At 65.1% G+C, this 14,486-nt stretch carries 16 protein-coding genes and 1 riboswitch; of the genes, 7 read left to right on the forward strand and 9 right to left on the reverse strand.

The genetic code is table 11. The annotated features are described in order from the left end of the window. Positions 1–172: 172 nt before the first annotated feature. Entirely contained in the window at positions 173–883 is a 711-nt protein-coding gene (locus ACP159_RS17315) for a CbtA family protein (protein WP_106268386.1), read from the reverse strand. 9 nt (positions 884–892) lie between these two features. Next, positions 893–1,105 (reverse strand): CbtB domain-containing protein, encoded by a 213-nt coding sequence (locus ACP159_RS17320; RefSeq protein ID WP_106268384.1) that lies wholly within the window; start codon positions 1,103–1,105, stop codon positions 893–895. Positions 1,106–1,127: 22 nt separating this feature from the next. Next, positions 1,128–1,259: riboswitch (cobalamin riboswitch) on the reverse strand. 35 nt (positions 1,260–1,294) lie between these two features. Between ACP159_RS17320 and ACP159_RS17325 the strand changes: the two genes are divergently transcribed. After that, a complete protein-coding gene (locus ACP159_RS17325; RefSeq protein ID WP_058249078.1) occupies positions 1,295–1,837 on the forward strand; it encodes a histidine phosphatase family protein in 543 nt (180 codons plus the stop codon). Here ACP159_RS17325 and ccmI read toward each other — a convergent pair whose 3' ends face one another. Genes ccmI through ACP159_RS17360 form a run of 7 tightly spaced genes read right to left on the reverse strand, consistent with a single transcriptional unit; the run spans position 1,838 to position 8,468 of the window. After that, positions 1,838–2,974 (reverse strand): c-type cytochrome biogenesis protein CcmI, encoded by a 1,137-nt coding sequence (ccmI, locus tag ACP159_RS17330; RefSeq protein WP_106268381.1) that lies wholly within the window; start codon positions 2,972–2,974, stop codon positions 1,838–1,840. Next, positions 2,971–3,444: a cytochrome c-type biogenesis protein gene (locus ACP159_RS17335; protein WP_058249080.1), complete on the reverse strand. Its 474-nt coding sequence runs from the start codon at positions 3,442–3,444 to the stop codon at positions 2,971–2,973. The genes ccmI and ACP159_RS17335 overlap by 4 nt, the downstream gene beginning before the upstream one ends. Further along, on the reverse strand, positions 3,441–3,995 hold the full coding sequence (locus tag ACP159_RS17340; RefSeq protein WP_058249081.1) for a DsbE family thiol:disulfide interchange protein: 555 nt from the start codon (positions 3,993–3,995) through the stop codon (positions 3,441–3,443). The genes ACP159_RS17335 and ACP159_RS17340 overlap by 4 nt, the downstream gene beginning before the upstream one ends. An 8-nt stretch (positions 3,996–4,003) precedes the next feature. Next, complete coding sequence (locus tag ACP159_RS17345; protein WP_058249082.1) at positions 4,004–5,998, reverse strand: heme lyase CcmF/NrfE family subunit; 1,995 nt, start codon at positions 5,996–5,998, stop codon at positions 4,004–4,006. A gap of 27 nt (positions 5,999–6,025) precedes the next feature. After that, positions 6,026–6,343 (reverse strand): SHOCT domain-containing protein, encoded by a 318-nt coding sequence (locus ACP159_RS17350; RefSeq protein WP_234988890.1) that lies wholly within the window; start codon positions 6,341–6,343, stop codon positions 6,026–6,028. Beyond that, entirely contained in the window at positions 6,340–7,749 is a 1,410-nt protein-coding gene (locus ACP159_RS17355; protein ID WP_058249083.1) for an ATP-binding protein, read from the reverse strand. Before ACP159_RS17355 ends, ACP159_RS17350 begins: the two co-directional genes overlap by 4 nt. Then, positions 7,746–8,468, reverse strand: coding sequence for a response regulator (locus ACP159_RS17360; RefSeq protein WP_058249084.1), 723 nt, complete (start codon positions 8,466–8,468; stop codon positions 7,746–7,748). Before ACP159_RS17360 ends, ACP159_RS17355 begins: the two co-directional genes overlap by 4 nt. A gap of 168 nt (positions 8,469–8,636) precedes the next feature. On the opposite strand from ACP159_RS17360, the gene ACP159_RS17365 reads away from it, so the two are divergent. The 6 genes from ACP159_RS17365 to ACP159_RS17390 are packed head-to-tail and all read left to right on the forward strand — an operon-like array spanning position 8,637 to position 14,471. After that, entirely contained in the window at positions 8,637–9,164 is a 528-nt protein-coding gene (locus ACP159_RS17365; RefSeq protein WP_058249085.1) for a hypothetical protein, read from the forward strand. 60 nt (positions 9,165–9,224) lie between these two features. Further along, positions 9,225–9,611: a DUF302 domain-containing protein gene (locus ACP159_RS17370; RefSeq protein ID WP_058249086.1), complete on the forward strand. Its 387-nt coding sequence runs from the start codon at positions 9,225–9,227 to the stop codon at positions 9,609–9,611. Continuing rightward, a complete protein-coding gene (locus ACP159_RS17375; RefSeq protein WP_106268377.1) occupies positions 9,601–10,074 on the forward strand; it encodes a rhodanese-like domain-containing protein in 474 nt (157 codons plus the stop codon). Before ACP159_RS17370 ends, ACP159_RS17375 begins: the two co-directional genes overlap by 11 nt. A gap of 1 nt (position 10,075) precedes the next feature. Beyond that, entirely contained in the window at positions 10,076–10,768 is a 693-nt protein-coding gene (locus tag ACP159_RS17380; protein WP_058249087.1) for a TVP38/TMEM64 family protein, read from the forward strand. Next, positions 10,765–12,078, forward strand: coding sequence for an APC family permease (locus tag ACP159_RS17385; protein ID WP_058249088.1), 1,314 nt, complete (start codon positions 10,765–10,767; stop codon positions 12,076–12,078). Before ACP159_RS17380 ends, ACP159_RS17385 begins: the two co-directional genes overlap by 4 nt. Positions 12,079–12,128: 50 nt before the next feature. Beyond that, positions 12,129–14,471, forward strand: coding sequence for a heavy metal translocating P-type ATPase (locus tag ACP159_RS17390; RefSeq protein WP_058249089.1), 2,343 nt, complete (start codon positions 12,129–12,131; stop codon positions 14,469–14,471). Positions 14,472–14,486: the final 15 nt, after the last annotated feature.

Raw genomic sequence — 14,486 nt, forward strand, 5'->3', positions numbered from 1 at the left:
GCAAACCACGCGTCTTGGCCAGTCGCGCGTGCGGACGGCCAGTTGCGGCCCTGACATCGGGAAACAACTCGCTGATCTGGCAACGCTTTGGTCGCGCCGGAATTCCGCCGCAAGCACCGAACGTGAAGGTTACTTTCTGAACGTCACCGTGCCGATATCTGTACACCTCCCGTCAAATGGATTGGCCGAACCGTTCGACCAGCCAGCCAAAGGCGATCCCCGTGCTGGCCCACAGCGTTGCCTGCACCGCCAATGTCGATGCCCGGAACTGCCAGAGCAGATCGCGCGGAAAGGCCGGGTCCACCTCGTGGAACGAGGGCAACAGGATCGCTGCCCCGGACATGACCCCTGCGTAGATCCCCGCCCCGATCAGCATCTTGCGTCGTCGCGAAGCGATCCCTTTCACCGCCGAGACAGCCGGCCCGAGGGTTGCCAACGACAGCGCCAGAAAGGCGAAATAGGCCAGGGTGCGCGCCCCGATCGTTTCGGGGTTGCCAACTGCTGGCGGATTTCCCGGAAACTTCAGCATGGGAACGACGATCACCGCGGCAAAGCCCAACGCCGTGATCCAGGCCACCGTGGCCCGTGTCGATCCATGCAGGATCCGCCCCCGCGCCACGGCAAAGCTGATTGCCAGGATCCCGCCCAGGGCCACGCCCACGGCGGCGAGACCGACGAACAATCCAGGACCAGCCTGCAAATGGCGCGACATGCCGCCGGTATCGGAAAGATCCGGCGTATCTGTCGCGTGTGTGTGGCTGTCGGTGGTTTCCATCGCGATGGCCGCGTCCAGCGCAGGTTCACCGACAAGTCGCGCCACGCCGAACGTCACCACGGACGCCAACAGCCCGGCCAGAAGGCCGAGCACAAGAAGACGAGTCATCGCTGTAACTTAGTGGCAGGGAAAGCCAAGAAGGTGGCGCGCATCGTGCACGAATTCGTGCACGTCGGTCCCGGCGAAAACAGACCATGCGCCCTGCTCTGCACCAACGAAATAGACCAGCAGGACAGCCAGCAGCGCGGCCAGGATCGCCCAAGGGGCAATGTCCCGCATAGGGATGGCGGGAAGATCGCTCGAAACGGCGGGACGGGTTGCGACAGTCATTTGGTACTCCTTCTGATGACGCGTCATGAGTATTTTCCAGGGATCCGTGTCTGACTTACGCTTGCGCGATCACAGTGGCGCGACCGTGCCGGATTTTCACCGGCTTCCGTATTCCCCTGTGTCTGATCGATAGGCCAGAATGCCTCGAGCTGCCAACATTTTCTTGCCTCGCCTGTACGAAAGCCCCCCATGCGCCTGATCCTCGTTGCCGCGCCCATGTCTGCGCATCACCCCTTTCGCCTTGCCGCGGATATGAGCGCTGCGCAGGTACAGCGGGCACGTACCCTCTCTGGCCGGCTTGGGGGCAGTGCTTGCCAGACCGCGCCAGGGACCGGTGTCTTGGCCTTGGAGCTTGGATTGCAGCCAAACGACTGCGCGGCGCTCGGCGCGCAGGATTTCGGGCACTGGACAGACATGACCCTGGACGAAGTCGCCGCCACCGATCCCGAGGCACTGTCACTGTGGACCCGTGACCCCGAAGCTCGCCCCGGCGGGGGTACCTCCCTGACAGACCTCTGCGCGACCGTACGACCCTGGCTGGACCAGATGGCGGCCTCGTCGGCAGATCGTGTGGTGGCTCTGGCGGCCCCGCCCGTGCTGCGCGGAGTCATTGTCAGCGCGCTGGACCTGCCGCCTATTGCCGGGTTCCGGCTGGATATCCATCCTCTCGCCCCGATCCACCTGGTACACGACGGTCAACGATGGACATGGCGGCCCGGTAACCCGGACTGATCACGGGTTTTCCAGACGTGCGATGCTTGCCCTGACCTCTGCCTTGCGCGCATCGCCCTCGGGCAACAGCGCATCCGCGCGAAGGTAAGCGTCCCGCGCCTTGTCCATCTCTTGGAGCACGCCATAGGCATTCGCCAGCCTGAGCCATCCGTTCACGTCATCCGGTTCATCCTCAAGCCGCGTCGCCAGACGATCCACCATGGACCGTATGAAAACCGCCCTGTCGCCTTCGCTCATCTCCTGTGCGGCGGCGACATCGGCGGCACTGGGGCTGCGGGCAACAGGCGCACGCGACGCGATGGGCGCCCGGCCGAGTGTTTGTGCGAATGCATTCGCCTGCGCAATATAGGTGTCCATCCAGGGCTGGTAGCCCGGCGTCTCGGCCAGTCGCGCCGTCAGGCGGTCATGAGCTGCCCCGACCTCTCCTGCCTGCGCGTCCGCGATCGCAAGGTAGAACGCCGCCGCCGGGTTCGAGAGGTCCAGCGTCAGCGCCCTGTTCAAAGCGGTCACCGCGTCCGGCGTGACGGTTCCGTCATTGGCCCGGATCATCGCCTCGGCCAGCATCGACCATGTCGCCGAAACCGCGTCGTCACGGCCAGAGGCCGTCCGGAAGGCGGTAACGGCTTCGTCGAATTGTCCCATGCGCGCATAGGTCTGGCCCAACAACATCCAGCCATCGGTCGGGCCGCCGTCGGGATCGGCCCTCAGCCTTTCGCGCAATTGCCCAGCCAAATCGGCGATCCGTCGCGTGTCGGCGCGCTCGTCGGCGCGGTCGGCGAAGGCCACAGCCGGCACGTCGGGCGCACCGGCGAACGAATAGTAGCCAAAGGCCATGACCGGGACAAACACCGCCGCGAGGATCAGCGCGCCGCGCCCGCCTGTCGTCGTGACGGTCTGCCGATCAGCGCGCCGCAGCACCTGCGCCATGCGGCGGCGGATTTCCTGCCTTGCGGCCTCTGCTTCGGGTGCAGAGACCAGCCCCCGCGCCATGTCGCGGTCGATTTCTTCGAGCTGGTCGACCAGAACCGCCGGCACGGCGTCGGCGCGCAAGACCGGTGCCATGCCTGCCCGGCGCATCGGAAACAGCGCGATGGTCAGACCAGCAATCGCCATGATGGCGAAAATACCCCAGATCATTCCGATCCTCCCTGTTTGTATCGGTCCATGGCCGCTGCAATGCGCGCCTCGTCTTCGGGATCGAGCGCCGCGTCGGTGCGTCGGCGTCGGGCCCGCGAAAGACTGAGCCCCCCGGTCAGCACCGCTGCAAAAATCAGGACCAGCGGCGCAAGCCAAAGCACCACGGTCCGACGTGTGAACGGCGGTTTCAACAGGACGAAATCTCCGTAGCGCGCGTGGATGTAGTCGACCACTTCCGCATTGCTGTCGCCCGCGGTCAGCCGTTCACGTACGAGCAGCCGCAAATCCCGCGCCACCCCGGCGTTGGAACTGTCGATGTCCTGGTTCTGGCAAACCACGCAGCGCAGCTGCTTGGAGATCACGCGGGCGCGCGCCTCAAGCGCCGGGTCGGCCAGGATCTCGTCCGGCTCTACAGCCTGCGCGAGCATGGGCAAGACAGCCAACAGAACGGCGAGCACCACCGCCCTCATGACAGGCCGCCTTGCGCCTGCTGCAACGCGAGCGTGAATTTTGCCACGGCGTCCTCGCCCACGATCGGCCCGACATAGCGATACAGAACCGTTCCGTCTCCGCCGACGATGAAGGTTTCCGGAACGCCGGAAATGCCCCATTCGATACCCGCCCGACCATCGAGGTCAGAGCCGATGGCACTGTACGGGTTGCCCAACTCGGCGAGCCAACGCAGGGCGTCCTCGGGCTTGTCCTTGTAGTTGATGCCCAGAAGGCGCACCCCGTCCCGTTCGACGAACCGCGACAGGACCGCATGTTCGGCCTTGCACGGCACGCACCACGAGGCAAAGACATTGACCACCACGGGGCCGGGATTGCCCGACAGGTCCGCTGTTGCAAGGCCCGGCACGTCGAGTCCTGGGACCGGGTCCAGCGCAAACTCCGGCACCGGGTGCGAGATCAGAACCGAGGGGATATCATTTGGGTCACGCTCAGGGTCCAGTCCCCAAAGGAAAAAGGCCCCGAGGATGGCCGCCAACACCAACGGCAGCCCGGCTAACATGCGTTTCATGGTCACTCCTATTCGGCGGGCTGGGGTTGCGGTCGGCGCGCCCGCCGTGGCGCCCCGACGCGCAGGCGACGGTCCGATAGCGACAGCGCGCCACCCAGCACCAGCAGGCCCGCACCAATCCACAGCAGGTTCACCAGCGGTTCGTACAGGATGCGCAGGGTCCACGCCCCGCCCTTGGCCGCCGTGTCCGAGGCCGGTTCCGTGATCGAGGCGTAGAGATCCCCTGCCAGGGTCGAGCGGATCGCGGATTCCGTTGTCGTCGACCGGGCCACGGGATAGCTGCGCCGTTCGGGGAACAAAGTCGTCACGTAGCTGCCATTGCGCCAAACCTTCAACCGGCCCTGATCGGCCAGATAATTCGGCCCGCGACGCTTCTCGACCCCCTCGAACAGGACCTCGAACCCGGCAATCTCGATGCGGTCCCCAGGTCGGACAAAGGCTATTTCTTCGCTCTTCCAGGCGCTTGACCCGACCATGCCCAGTATGACCACCGCCAGCCCGGCATGAGCCAGCGTCATGCCATGCGACGCCCGTGGTAGTGCGCGGGCGCGGCGGGCCGATTCGGACAGCGGTGCGTCGAACAGCTTGATCCGCAGCGCCCATTCCCGAAGCGTCGCAAACAGCAGCCAGAGCGCTGCGGCAACCGCGACATAGGCCAACACAGGCGCACCGGTCTGAACATACCAAAGCATCAGAGTCGCAGCGAGGCACAGCAGCGCCACGAAGCGCACCCGTTGGAGCACCCCGCCAATATCGGCGCGCTTCCACGACAGGAACGGCCCGATCCCCATGAACAGCACGAGGACCAGCATCATCGGGACGAAAGCGGCGTTGAAGAACGGTGGTCCGACCGAAATCTTGTCGCCGGTCAACGCCTCCAGCAGCAGCGGGTAGAGCGTTCCGAACAGCACCGTCCCGGTCGCCGCCGCGAGGATCAGATTGTTGAGCAGCAGGCCTGCCTCTCGGCTGACGGGCCGGAACAGGCCGCCGCCCTCCATCTCGGGGGCCCGCCACGCATAAAGCGCCAACGACCCGCCGATGGACAGGCCCAACAGCCCGAGGATGTACAGCCCGCGCTCTGGATCGACGGCAAACGCATGAACCGAGGTCAGCAGCCCCGAACGCACGATGAAGGTGCCCAGCAGCGACAACGAAAATGTCAGGATCGCCAGCAGGATCGTCCAGCTTTTGAAGGCGTCGCGCTTTTCCGTGACGATGGCGGAATGCAGCAGCGCCGTTCCCATTAGCCACGGCATGAAGCTGACATTCTCCACCGGGTCCCAGAACCACCAGCCGCCCCAGCCCAACTCGTAATAAGCCCACCACGATCCCAGCGCGATCCCGGCTGTCAGGCTCATCCACGCAGCCAGCGTCCACGGCCGCACCCAGCGCGCCCAGGCGGCATCGACCCTCCCTTCGAGCAAGGCCGCAACCGCAAAGGAAAACACGATGGAAAAGCCTACATACCCGAAATACAGCAGCGGCGGATGCATGGCGAGACCAACGTCCTGCAACAGCGGGTTCAGGTCATTGCCATTCGCGGGCGGCGGAAAGACCCGTTCGAACGGGTTCGAGGTGAACAGCAGGAAGCTCAGGAAACCGACGCTGATCCAGGCCTGCACCGACAGGACGCGCGCCTTGGTGGCGGCGGGGATGTTCGATCCGAACAAGGCCACGCCCGCGCCGAACACCGCAAGGATCAGCACCCACAACAGCAGCGAGCCTTCGTGGCTGCCCCATGTGCCGGCGATCTTGAACAGCATCGGTTTCAGCGAATGGGAATTCTCAACCACGTTCAGCACGGTAAAGTCGCTGACCACGAAAGAGCGCATCAAGGCGGCAAAGGCCAACCCGACAAAAACCACCTGCCCCATGGCCGAGGATTGCGCGGATTGCATCCACACGACGTTGCCGCGCGACGCGCCCAGAATAGGCAACACGCTCTGAACAATGGCCAAGGCCAGCGCCAATGCCAGTGAGAAATGTCCGATTTCCGGGATCATGCTTGGCCTCCCTCGGGGGTGTCGCGGTTATTTGTCCAGCGCAGCTTTGCGACGCTGGAACTCCTCTTCGTCGATCTCGCCCCGCGCATAGCGCAGGCGCAGTTCCTCAAGGGGATCCGGCGCATCGGACACGGCTGGCCCGCTGTCGCCACGGCCCGTCAGCCGCATCACGACCAGTACGACGATCGCAATCACGAGGCCCCAGAACAGCAGCATCCCGAACCCGCCAAGGCCAAATCCGAAACCGCCCATGCCATAGCCGTTCATCATGCCGTCATCGGCATCGGCCAGCGCAGGTGCTGCGCCGGCCAGCGCCGCGCCCAGTGAAATCAGGATCTGTCTCATGGTGTTTCTCCTTCGGTGTTGGCCGCATGTCCGTTCGGCAGCCGCACCCGTGCCCGCAACCCGCCTTCGGGCCGGTTCGTCAGAGTGACATCGCCGCCATGCGACTGGATGATCGTCCGGGCGATGGACAGTCCCAGCCCATGCCCGCCGGTTTCCAGCGACCGCGACTCTTCGAGCCGCACAAACGGGTCAAAGACCTTGTCCAACTGGTCCTCGGGGATGCCCGGTCCGTCGTCGTCAACGATCAGAACCACCTCCCCGCCAGTCTTTTGCCAATCGATGCGCGCCATATGGCCGTAGCGCAGGGCGTTTTCGATCAGGTTGCGCAAGGCGCGGCGCATGGCGTTGGGGCGCAAGCGCAGTTCGGTGTCGTCGGCTCCCAGCAGGTCGACCCCGGCGGGCAGGGTCTGGCACAGAGCGCCGAGGTAGTCGTGCAGATTGACGCGTTCGGGCTGCTCTGATCCGGTCAGTCCGCGTGCGAAAGTCAACGTTGCCTCGACCATGCCCTGCATTTCCTCGACCGAGGCGACGATGCTGTCGCGGGTTTCGTCGTCGTCGACCATCTCGGCACGCACCCGCATCGCCGTCAGGGGCGAGCGCAGGTCGTGCCCCAGCGCCGCCAGCATCCGCGTCCGGTCATTGACGAAGCGGGTCAGGCGTTCCTGCATCCGGTTGAAGGAAACCGTCAGGTCGCGGACCTCGGTCGGGCCGGCAACGGGCAGTTCAGGCACGTCCTCGCCCCGCCCCAGCCGGTCGGCGGCCCGCGCCAGCCGCCGCAGCGGGCCGGTCAACCGCGTCATGACGAACCAGATCACCACGATCAGCAGCACCGTAGCCGACAGCACAAAGGCCAGCATGGATTCCAGCGGCCACTGGATCGGCGGGCGTTCGAAGCGGGTGCCCACATTCAGCCAGTGCCCCCCGGAAATGGCTATTGATAGGTTCATCTCGATGGCTGTCAGCTCGCCCCGCATCATCGCCATGTGCATCTCTGTCATCTCGCGCGACAGATTGGCGAGCGGCATCAACTGGCCCTCGATCTGGTGAAGCTCGACACGGATGTCGCGGCTGTAGCTGTCATCCAGCAGGGTACGGATGCGGCTTTCGACCAGACCGCCATCGGAATGGTCGCTGTGCTGAACCAAGGCCGTCTGCGACAGGTCGAACCGCACGAGAGGCGAATTTGCCGCCCGCAGGATCGAGGCATGCAGATCGGGTGGCGCCTCTTCGATCAGGCGCGCCACGTTGGCTGCACGCCCCGCCGCCTCGAAGCCAAGCGCCGCACGGATCGCAAGGCTGCGCTCGTCGGCGAACAGCAGCAGGCTGATGATCTGCGCCACGGTCAGCGCCGCTACGATCAGCAGGACCAACTGCCAGCGCAGCGTCATCGCGGCACGCAGGCTCATGCCTCGGCCTCGACATCGCAGGCAAGGCTGTAGCCGCCATTGCGCACCGTCTTAATGATGCGCGGGCGCAACACGTCGGGCTCGATCTTGCGGCGCAGGCGGCTGATCTGGTTGTCGATGGTGCGGTCCAGCGGTCCGGCCATGCGGCCTGCCGTCAGGTCCAGCAACTGATCCCGGCTCAGCACAATGCGCGGGCGTTCCAAAAAGACCGACAGCAGCTTGAACTCAGCGCTGGTCAGCGCCGTTTCGGCGCCCGATTCGTCGCGCAGAATCTGCCGGTCCGTGTCCAGTAGCAGGTGGGCAAAACGCACCGTCTGGCCCGCCAGCCGCCCGGCCATGGGGGCTTCGCGCGTGGTCCGCCGCAGGACGGACTTGATCCGGGCAAGCAATTCGCGGGGATTGAACGGCTTGGCCAGATAGTCATCCGCCCCCAGCTCCAGCCCGACGATCCGGTCGGTTTCCTCACCAAGGGCGGTCAGAAGGATGATGGGCAGATCGCCTTGCGGCGACAGACGGCGACAGACGGACAGGCCGTCCTCGCCCGGCATCATGACGTCCAGCACCATCAGGTCGAATTGGCCGACCGCAAGGCAGGCATCCATTTCGGCCGCATCCTTGGCTGCGGTGGCGCGCACCCCGTTCTTTTGCAGAAACCGCGTGACGCTTTCGCGGATCTGGGCGTGATCGTCGACCACGAGAATATGCGGTTGCTGTCCCATGCGCCCCTTCTAACGGACCGGGGCTGGGAACTTCACCGGTCGATTTGTAGCGGTTTGTATCACGCCCCGGCTTTGCGACAGATCGTTACAAATCCGGGGCTGCATGTCGCCCGAAAACAGCGTTTGACTGGGGCCGGAAACGACACTCTCAAGCGAAAGGAGCACACGATGCCCCGATTTACACAAGCTGTCTCTGTTCTTGCGGTTCTGGCACTGACCGCAGCGCCCGCCCTTGCGGACTCAGACCACCACACCGGAAACGGCGCCGGCCCGACGGGCGGTGACATGGCGATTCCCCAGATGAATGGCGACATGCACAACACCATGATGCAGATGATGATGCGGATGCACGCGGGCGGCGACATGCCGATGATGGGCATGGGGTCCTCCGCAATGGGGATGATGGACCGCGACATGATGCAGATGATGCGCCCCATGATGGGCCCGTCCGGTGACGGCATGGGGGACATGGGCGACATGATGCGGCAAGGCATGATGTCCCATGACGGCGACGGGGACGACAGCCTGAGCCTTGACGAATTCGCCGATTGGCACGCACAGATGATGAAGGAGACGATGGTCGATCGCTTCCAGCATCTCGATGCCGACGGCGACGGCAAGATCACCGGTTCCGAAATGCAGGGCTTTGCCGGGCGGATCGGTTCCATGCCGAGGATGGACCCCGCGCAGGAATGAGCCAGTTACACGGGCATGGCCCCGGCAATCGGGCCATGCCGCAACGATAGGAGACCTGCCATGAGCTATACCCATGACCGCCTGCTGAGCGGCGTGTCGATCGACGACGCCGACATGCGCGTGCGCGCAGCCCTGTCCGAGGCGGGGTTCGGCGTGCTGACCGAAATCGACGTCAAGGCGACGATGAAAAAGAAGATCGACGCCGAAATGGAGGGCTACCGCATCCTTGGTGCCTGCAATCCCAAGATGGCGTATGAGGCCATCGGGCTGGAACCGCGCGTCGGCGCGATGCTGCCCTGCAACGTCATCCTGCGCGAAGTCGAGGGCGGCACCGAAGTCAGCGCGATCGATCCCGTCGCGTCGATGGCGGCAATCGACAACGACCAGTTGCACGCCGTCGCGGGCCAGGTCCGCGACATGCTGATGGGGGCTGTCGATGCGGCCTGATCGCACGCGGCGGTTCGTGCTGGCAGGGCTGGCGGCTTCGGGCGCGGCGCCGTTTGCAGTTCCTTCCTGGGCGCAGGGCACGGGCGCATGGTCCGCCGGTCAGGCTTATGATGCGCTGTTGAACGATACTGCGCGGGTGATCGACATCCGCTCTCGCGAGGAATGGCAGGAAACCGGGATCGGCGCCGGGGTCTGGCCGATCAGCATGCACGAAGCCCGCTTTGCCGACCGCCTCTTTGCGGCCCGCTCCCACGCGGGCGAGCGCACCGTCGGGCTGATCTGCGCCACGGGCGGGCGGTCGCTGTCGGTGCTGGGCGCGTTGATGCGGGCGGGCTACACCGGGTATGCCGATATCTCCGAGGGGATGCTGGGCTCCGGGGCCGGGCCGGGCTGGATCGCCGCCGGGCTGCCCGTGGTGCCGCTGGATGCGGCGCTTGCATCCCTCCCAGAGGCGCTGACCTGACATGACCGGGCGCGGCGTGGATCGGTTCAGTCCGGCGCTTCGCCCCTTTGTGTGGATCGCGGCGGCGCTGCTTGGCGCGCTGGCCCTGTACTGGCTGCTGGGTGGGCAGATGCCGACGATCGACCGCGCGCGGGTCGAAACTTGGGTCCATGCCGCGGGCCCTTGGGGGCCTGTCGCCGTTGTCGCACTGATGACCGCCGCCGTTGTCGCCAGCCCGATCCCCAGCGCGCCCATCGCGCTGGCGGCAGGTGCCGCCTATGGGCACTATGCCGGGGCAGCCTACGTCGCCCTCGGGTCCGAGATCGGCGCGGTCATCGCCTTTGCCCTTGCCAGGACGCTCGGGCGCGGCACGGTCGAGCGTTTATTGGGCCACAGTGCCGATCGCGGGCTGTTCGGTTCGCAAAACGCATTGACACTGACGGTCTTTGTCAGCCGCCTGCTGCCCTTCGTATCGTTCGACGCGATGAGTTATGCCGCCGGACTGAGCCGCCTGCACGCCTGGCGCTTTGCGCTGGCGACGATGGCCGGAATCCTGCCCGCCAGCTTCGTTCTGGCCCATGTGGGCAGCGTCGCCATGCAGGGAGATTTCGGGTCGGCGGAATGGCTGGCCCTCGGCCTGGGGCTGGTCACGGCGGTACCGCTGCTGGTGCTGGCCTTGCGGCACCGGGACGATGACAAGAGGAATACGGAATGACTTCGGACTATCGCAAGAACAGCCTGACCCTGCTGGATGCCATCGCCATGGGTACCGGCGTGATGATCGGCGCCGGGATCCTCGCGCTGACCGGTCAGATCGCAGCTTTGGCGGGGCCGCTCTTCCCCTTCGCCTTCATCGCCGGTGCCGTTGTCACCGCCTTCAGCGCCTACACCTATGTCAAGATGTCGAACGCCTACCCCTCTGCGGGCGGCATAGGGATGATCTTGCAAAAAGCCTATGGCCCAACGACTGTCGCCGCCGGGGCCGCCCTGCTGATGGCGCTGTCGATGGTCATCAACGAAAGCCTCGTGGCGCGGACCTTTGCCACCTACCTGCTGCGCGGGCTCGACATGCCGCGCGACACATGGCTTGTGCCCGCCATCGGCGTGAGCGTCATCGTGTTTGCGTGGCTGGTCAATGTCGCGGGCAACCGGTCCGTCGGCTGGCTGTCGGTGCTGATGGCAGCGCTGAAGGTCGGGGGCATCACCGTTTTCGGCATAGCAGCGCTTTGGGCGGGCGGGATCAGCTTCGAGGCGACCGGGGGACAGCAAGACACCGGGATCACCGGATTTGTCGCCTCGATGGCTCTGGCGATCCTTGCCTTCAAGGGGTTCACGACCATCACGAACAGCGGGGCCGAAATCACGAACCCGCACCGCAACGTTGGCCGTGCCATCATCGTTTCCATCGCCATCTGTACGCTGGTCTACCTGTTGGTCGCCTTTGCCGTCGGCAGCAGTCTGCCGCTGGACCGGATCGTTGCTGCACGGGACTATGCGCTGGCCGAGGCCGCGGAACCGGCCCTGGGGCGGACCGGGTTCTACCTGACCGTCGGCCTGGCGCTCGTGGCGACGGCCTCCGGCCTGATCGCCAGCGTCTTTGCCGTGTCCCGCATGCTGGCCATGCTGACCGAGATGCGGATGATCCCGCACAGCCATTTCGGCATGCCCGGCGTCATCCGCGACCACACCTTAGTCTACACGGTTGTGATTGCCACGCTGCTGACCATCTTCTTCGATCTCGGACGCATCGCGTCGCTGGGGGCGTTCTTCTATCTGGTGATGGACATGCTGATCCATTGGGGAGTGTTCCGCAATCTGCGGACCGAGGTGGGCGCGCGCGGCTGGGTCTTGCTGACCGCAATCGGATTGGACGCCGTCGTGTTGGCTGCCTTTGCCGGGATGAAGGTGCAGGCCGACCCGTGGATCGTGGTGATCGCAGGTGTCGGAATGATCATCGTTTTTGGCTTCGAGCACATCTTCTTGCGTCGGCACCCGCCCAAAATGCATCACCATCACGGCGCTTGACCTTCCCCTTGCTGGAGGGCCCATGACTGATACGGGAAAGGACTTCGATCATGCCCGACCATGCCCACCACTCCCATTCGCAGCATGCCCCGATCCCGGCTGGCGCCCCTACGGCCACGGACCCGGTCTGTGGTATGACCATCGAAGTCAAGGACGACACCCGAACGCAGACCTTTGGAGGAGAGACCCATCATTTCTGCTCGGCCTCCTGCGAGGACAGGTTCAAGGCTGACCCGTGGTTCTATGCGTCCGGCAATGCCGACAAGACAGGCCAACAGGCCCAACCCGGCACGCAATGGACCTGCCCCATGCACCCCGAGATCGTCCGCGACGAACCGGGGGCCTGCCCGATCTGCGGCATGGCGCTGGAACCGATGCTACCCAGCGACGAACCGTCCGAAGAACTGACCGACTTCACCCGCCGGATGTGGATCAGCGCCGCGGCGGCGGTGCCTTTGGTCATCCTGACGATGGGAGAGCTTGTCGGCCTGCCCGTCCGCGACTGGCTGGGTCACCGTATCGCGACCTACATCGAATTCCTGTTGGCCACGCCCATCGTCCTGTGGGCCGCGCTGCCGTTCTTCAGACGCGGGCTGGACTCGTTCCGCAACCTGTCACCCAACATGTGGACGCTGATCTCGCTTGGGGTCGGGTCGGCATATGTCTATTCGATCTTTGCCACCTTCCTGCCAAGTGTCTTCCCCGAGGACTACCGGATGGGCGAAGGCGTCGGCACCTATTTCGAGGCCTCGGTCGTCATCGTCGCCCTGATTTTCGTCGGGCAGGTGCTGGAACTCCGCGCGCGCGAACGCACCGGCGATGCGATCCGCGCCCTGCTGGACCTTGCTCCAAAGACCGCTCGCCGCATCCTGCCCGATGGCGAGGAATACGATGCGCCGCTGGAAAACGTGGTCGCGGGCGACATGCTGCGCGTCCGCCCCGGCGACAGCATTCCGGTGGATGCCGAAGTGGTCGAGGGTCGGTCCTCGGTTGATGAAAGCATGATCACCGGCGAACCCGTGCCCATCGAAAAGACCGCAGGCGACCGCGTCACCGGCGGCACGATCAACAAGAATGGCACGCTGGCGATCCGCGCCACGCAAGTCGGTGCCGACACGGTGCTTTCCCAGATCGTCGACATGGTCGCGGGCGCCCGCCGGTCGCGGGCGCCAATCCAAGGTCTGGCAGACCGGGTTTCGGCGATCTTCGTACCCACCGTGGTCGGTATTGCAACGCTGGCCTTCTTCGCGTGGCTTTTGATCGGTCCTGACCCGGCGCTGGCGTTTGCCATCACCGCCGCCGTTTCCGTACTGATCATCGCCTGCCCCTGTGCGCTGGGGCTGGCTACGCCGATCTCGATCACCACCGCCGCCGGGCGTGGCGCGCAGGCGGGCGTGCTGATCAAGGACGCCGAGGCACTGGAGCGCATGGCCCGCGTCGATACCGTCATCGTCGACAAGACCGGCACGCTGACCATGGGCAAGCCCACCCTGACCGACGTGGTCGGCCTGTCGGGCGCGAACGAGGCTGACGTGCTGGCCTATGCCGCCGCCCTGGAACGCGGCTCCGAACACCCTCTGGCCGAAGCCATCGTTCAGGGTGCACGGGACAGGGGCGCCCCACGCCACGACGCAAGTGAATTCGATGCGGTAACGGGCAAAGGCGTCACCGGACGGGTTGAAGGCCGCGATGTGGCTCTTGGCAACCCGGCGTTGATGGCGGCTCTGGGGGTCGACACGTCTGCTGGGGACGCGCCCGCCGATGCGATGCGCGCGGACGGTAAGACGGCCATGTATGTTGCCCTTGACGGAACGCTGGCCGGTCTGGTCGCCGTTGCCGACCCGATCAAGGACACGACCGCCGCAGCGATCCGCGACCTGCACGCGCTTGGCCTTAGGGTCATCATGGCGACCGGCGACAACCAGCGCACCGCCGAAGCGGTCGCGCGCCAACTCGATATCGACGAGGTCCGCGCGGGCGTTCTGCCCGAGGACAAGAAATCCCTTGTCGAGGAGTTGCGTGCGCAAGGCGCCTATATCGCGATGGCCGGCGACGGGGTGAATGACGCCCCTGCCCTTGCCGCCGCCGATGTCGGGATTGCCATGGGCACCGGAGCCGACGTGGCTGTCGAAAGCGCAGGGATCACCCTTCTGGGCGGCGACCTGACCGGCATTGTACGCGCCCGCAAACTGGCCACCGCAACGCTTCGCAACATCAAGGAAAACCTGTTCTTTGCCTTCGCCTACAACGCTGCAGGCGTACCCATCGCCGCTGGCATCCTGTACCCGTTCATCGGGCTTCTATTGTCGCCGATGATCGCTGCCGCTGCGATGAGCCTGTCTTCCGTATCGGTCATCGGCAACGCACTTCGGTTGCGACGCGCCGAATTGTAGTTTGTGAACTCACGC

Source organism: Tropicibacter sp. S64, from assembly GCF_049803835.1.
In the GTDB taxonomy this organism is placed as follows: Bacteria; Pseudomonadota; Alphaproteobacteria; order Rhodobacterales; family Rhodobacteraceae; genus Pacificoceanicola.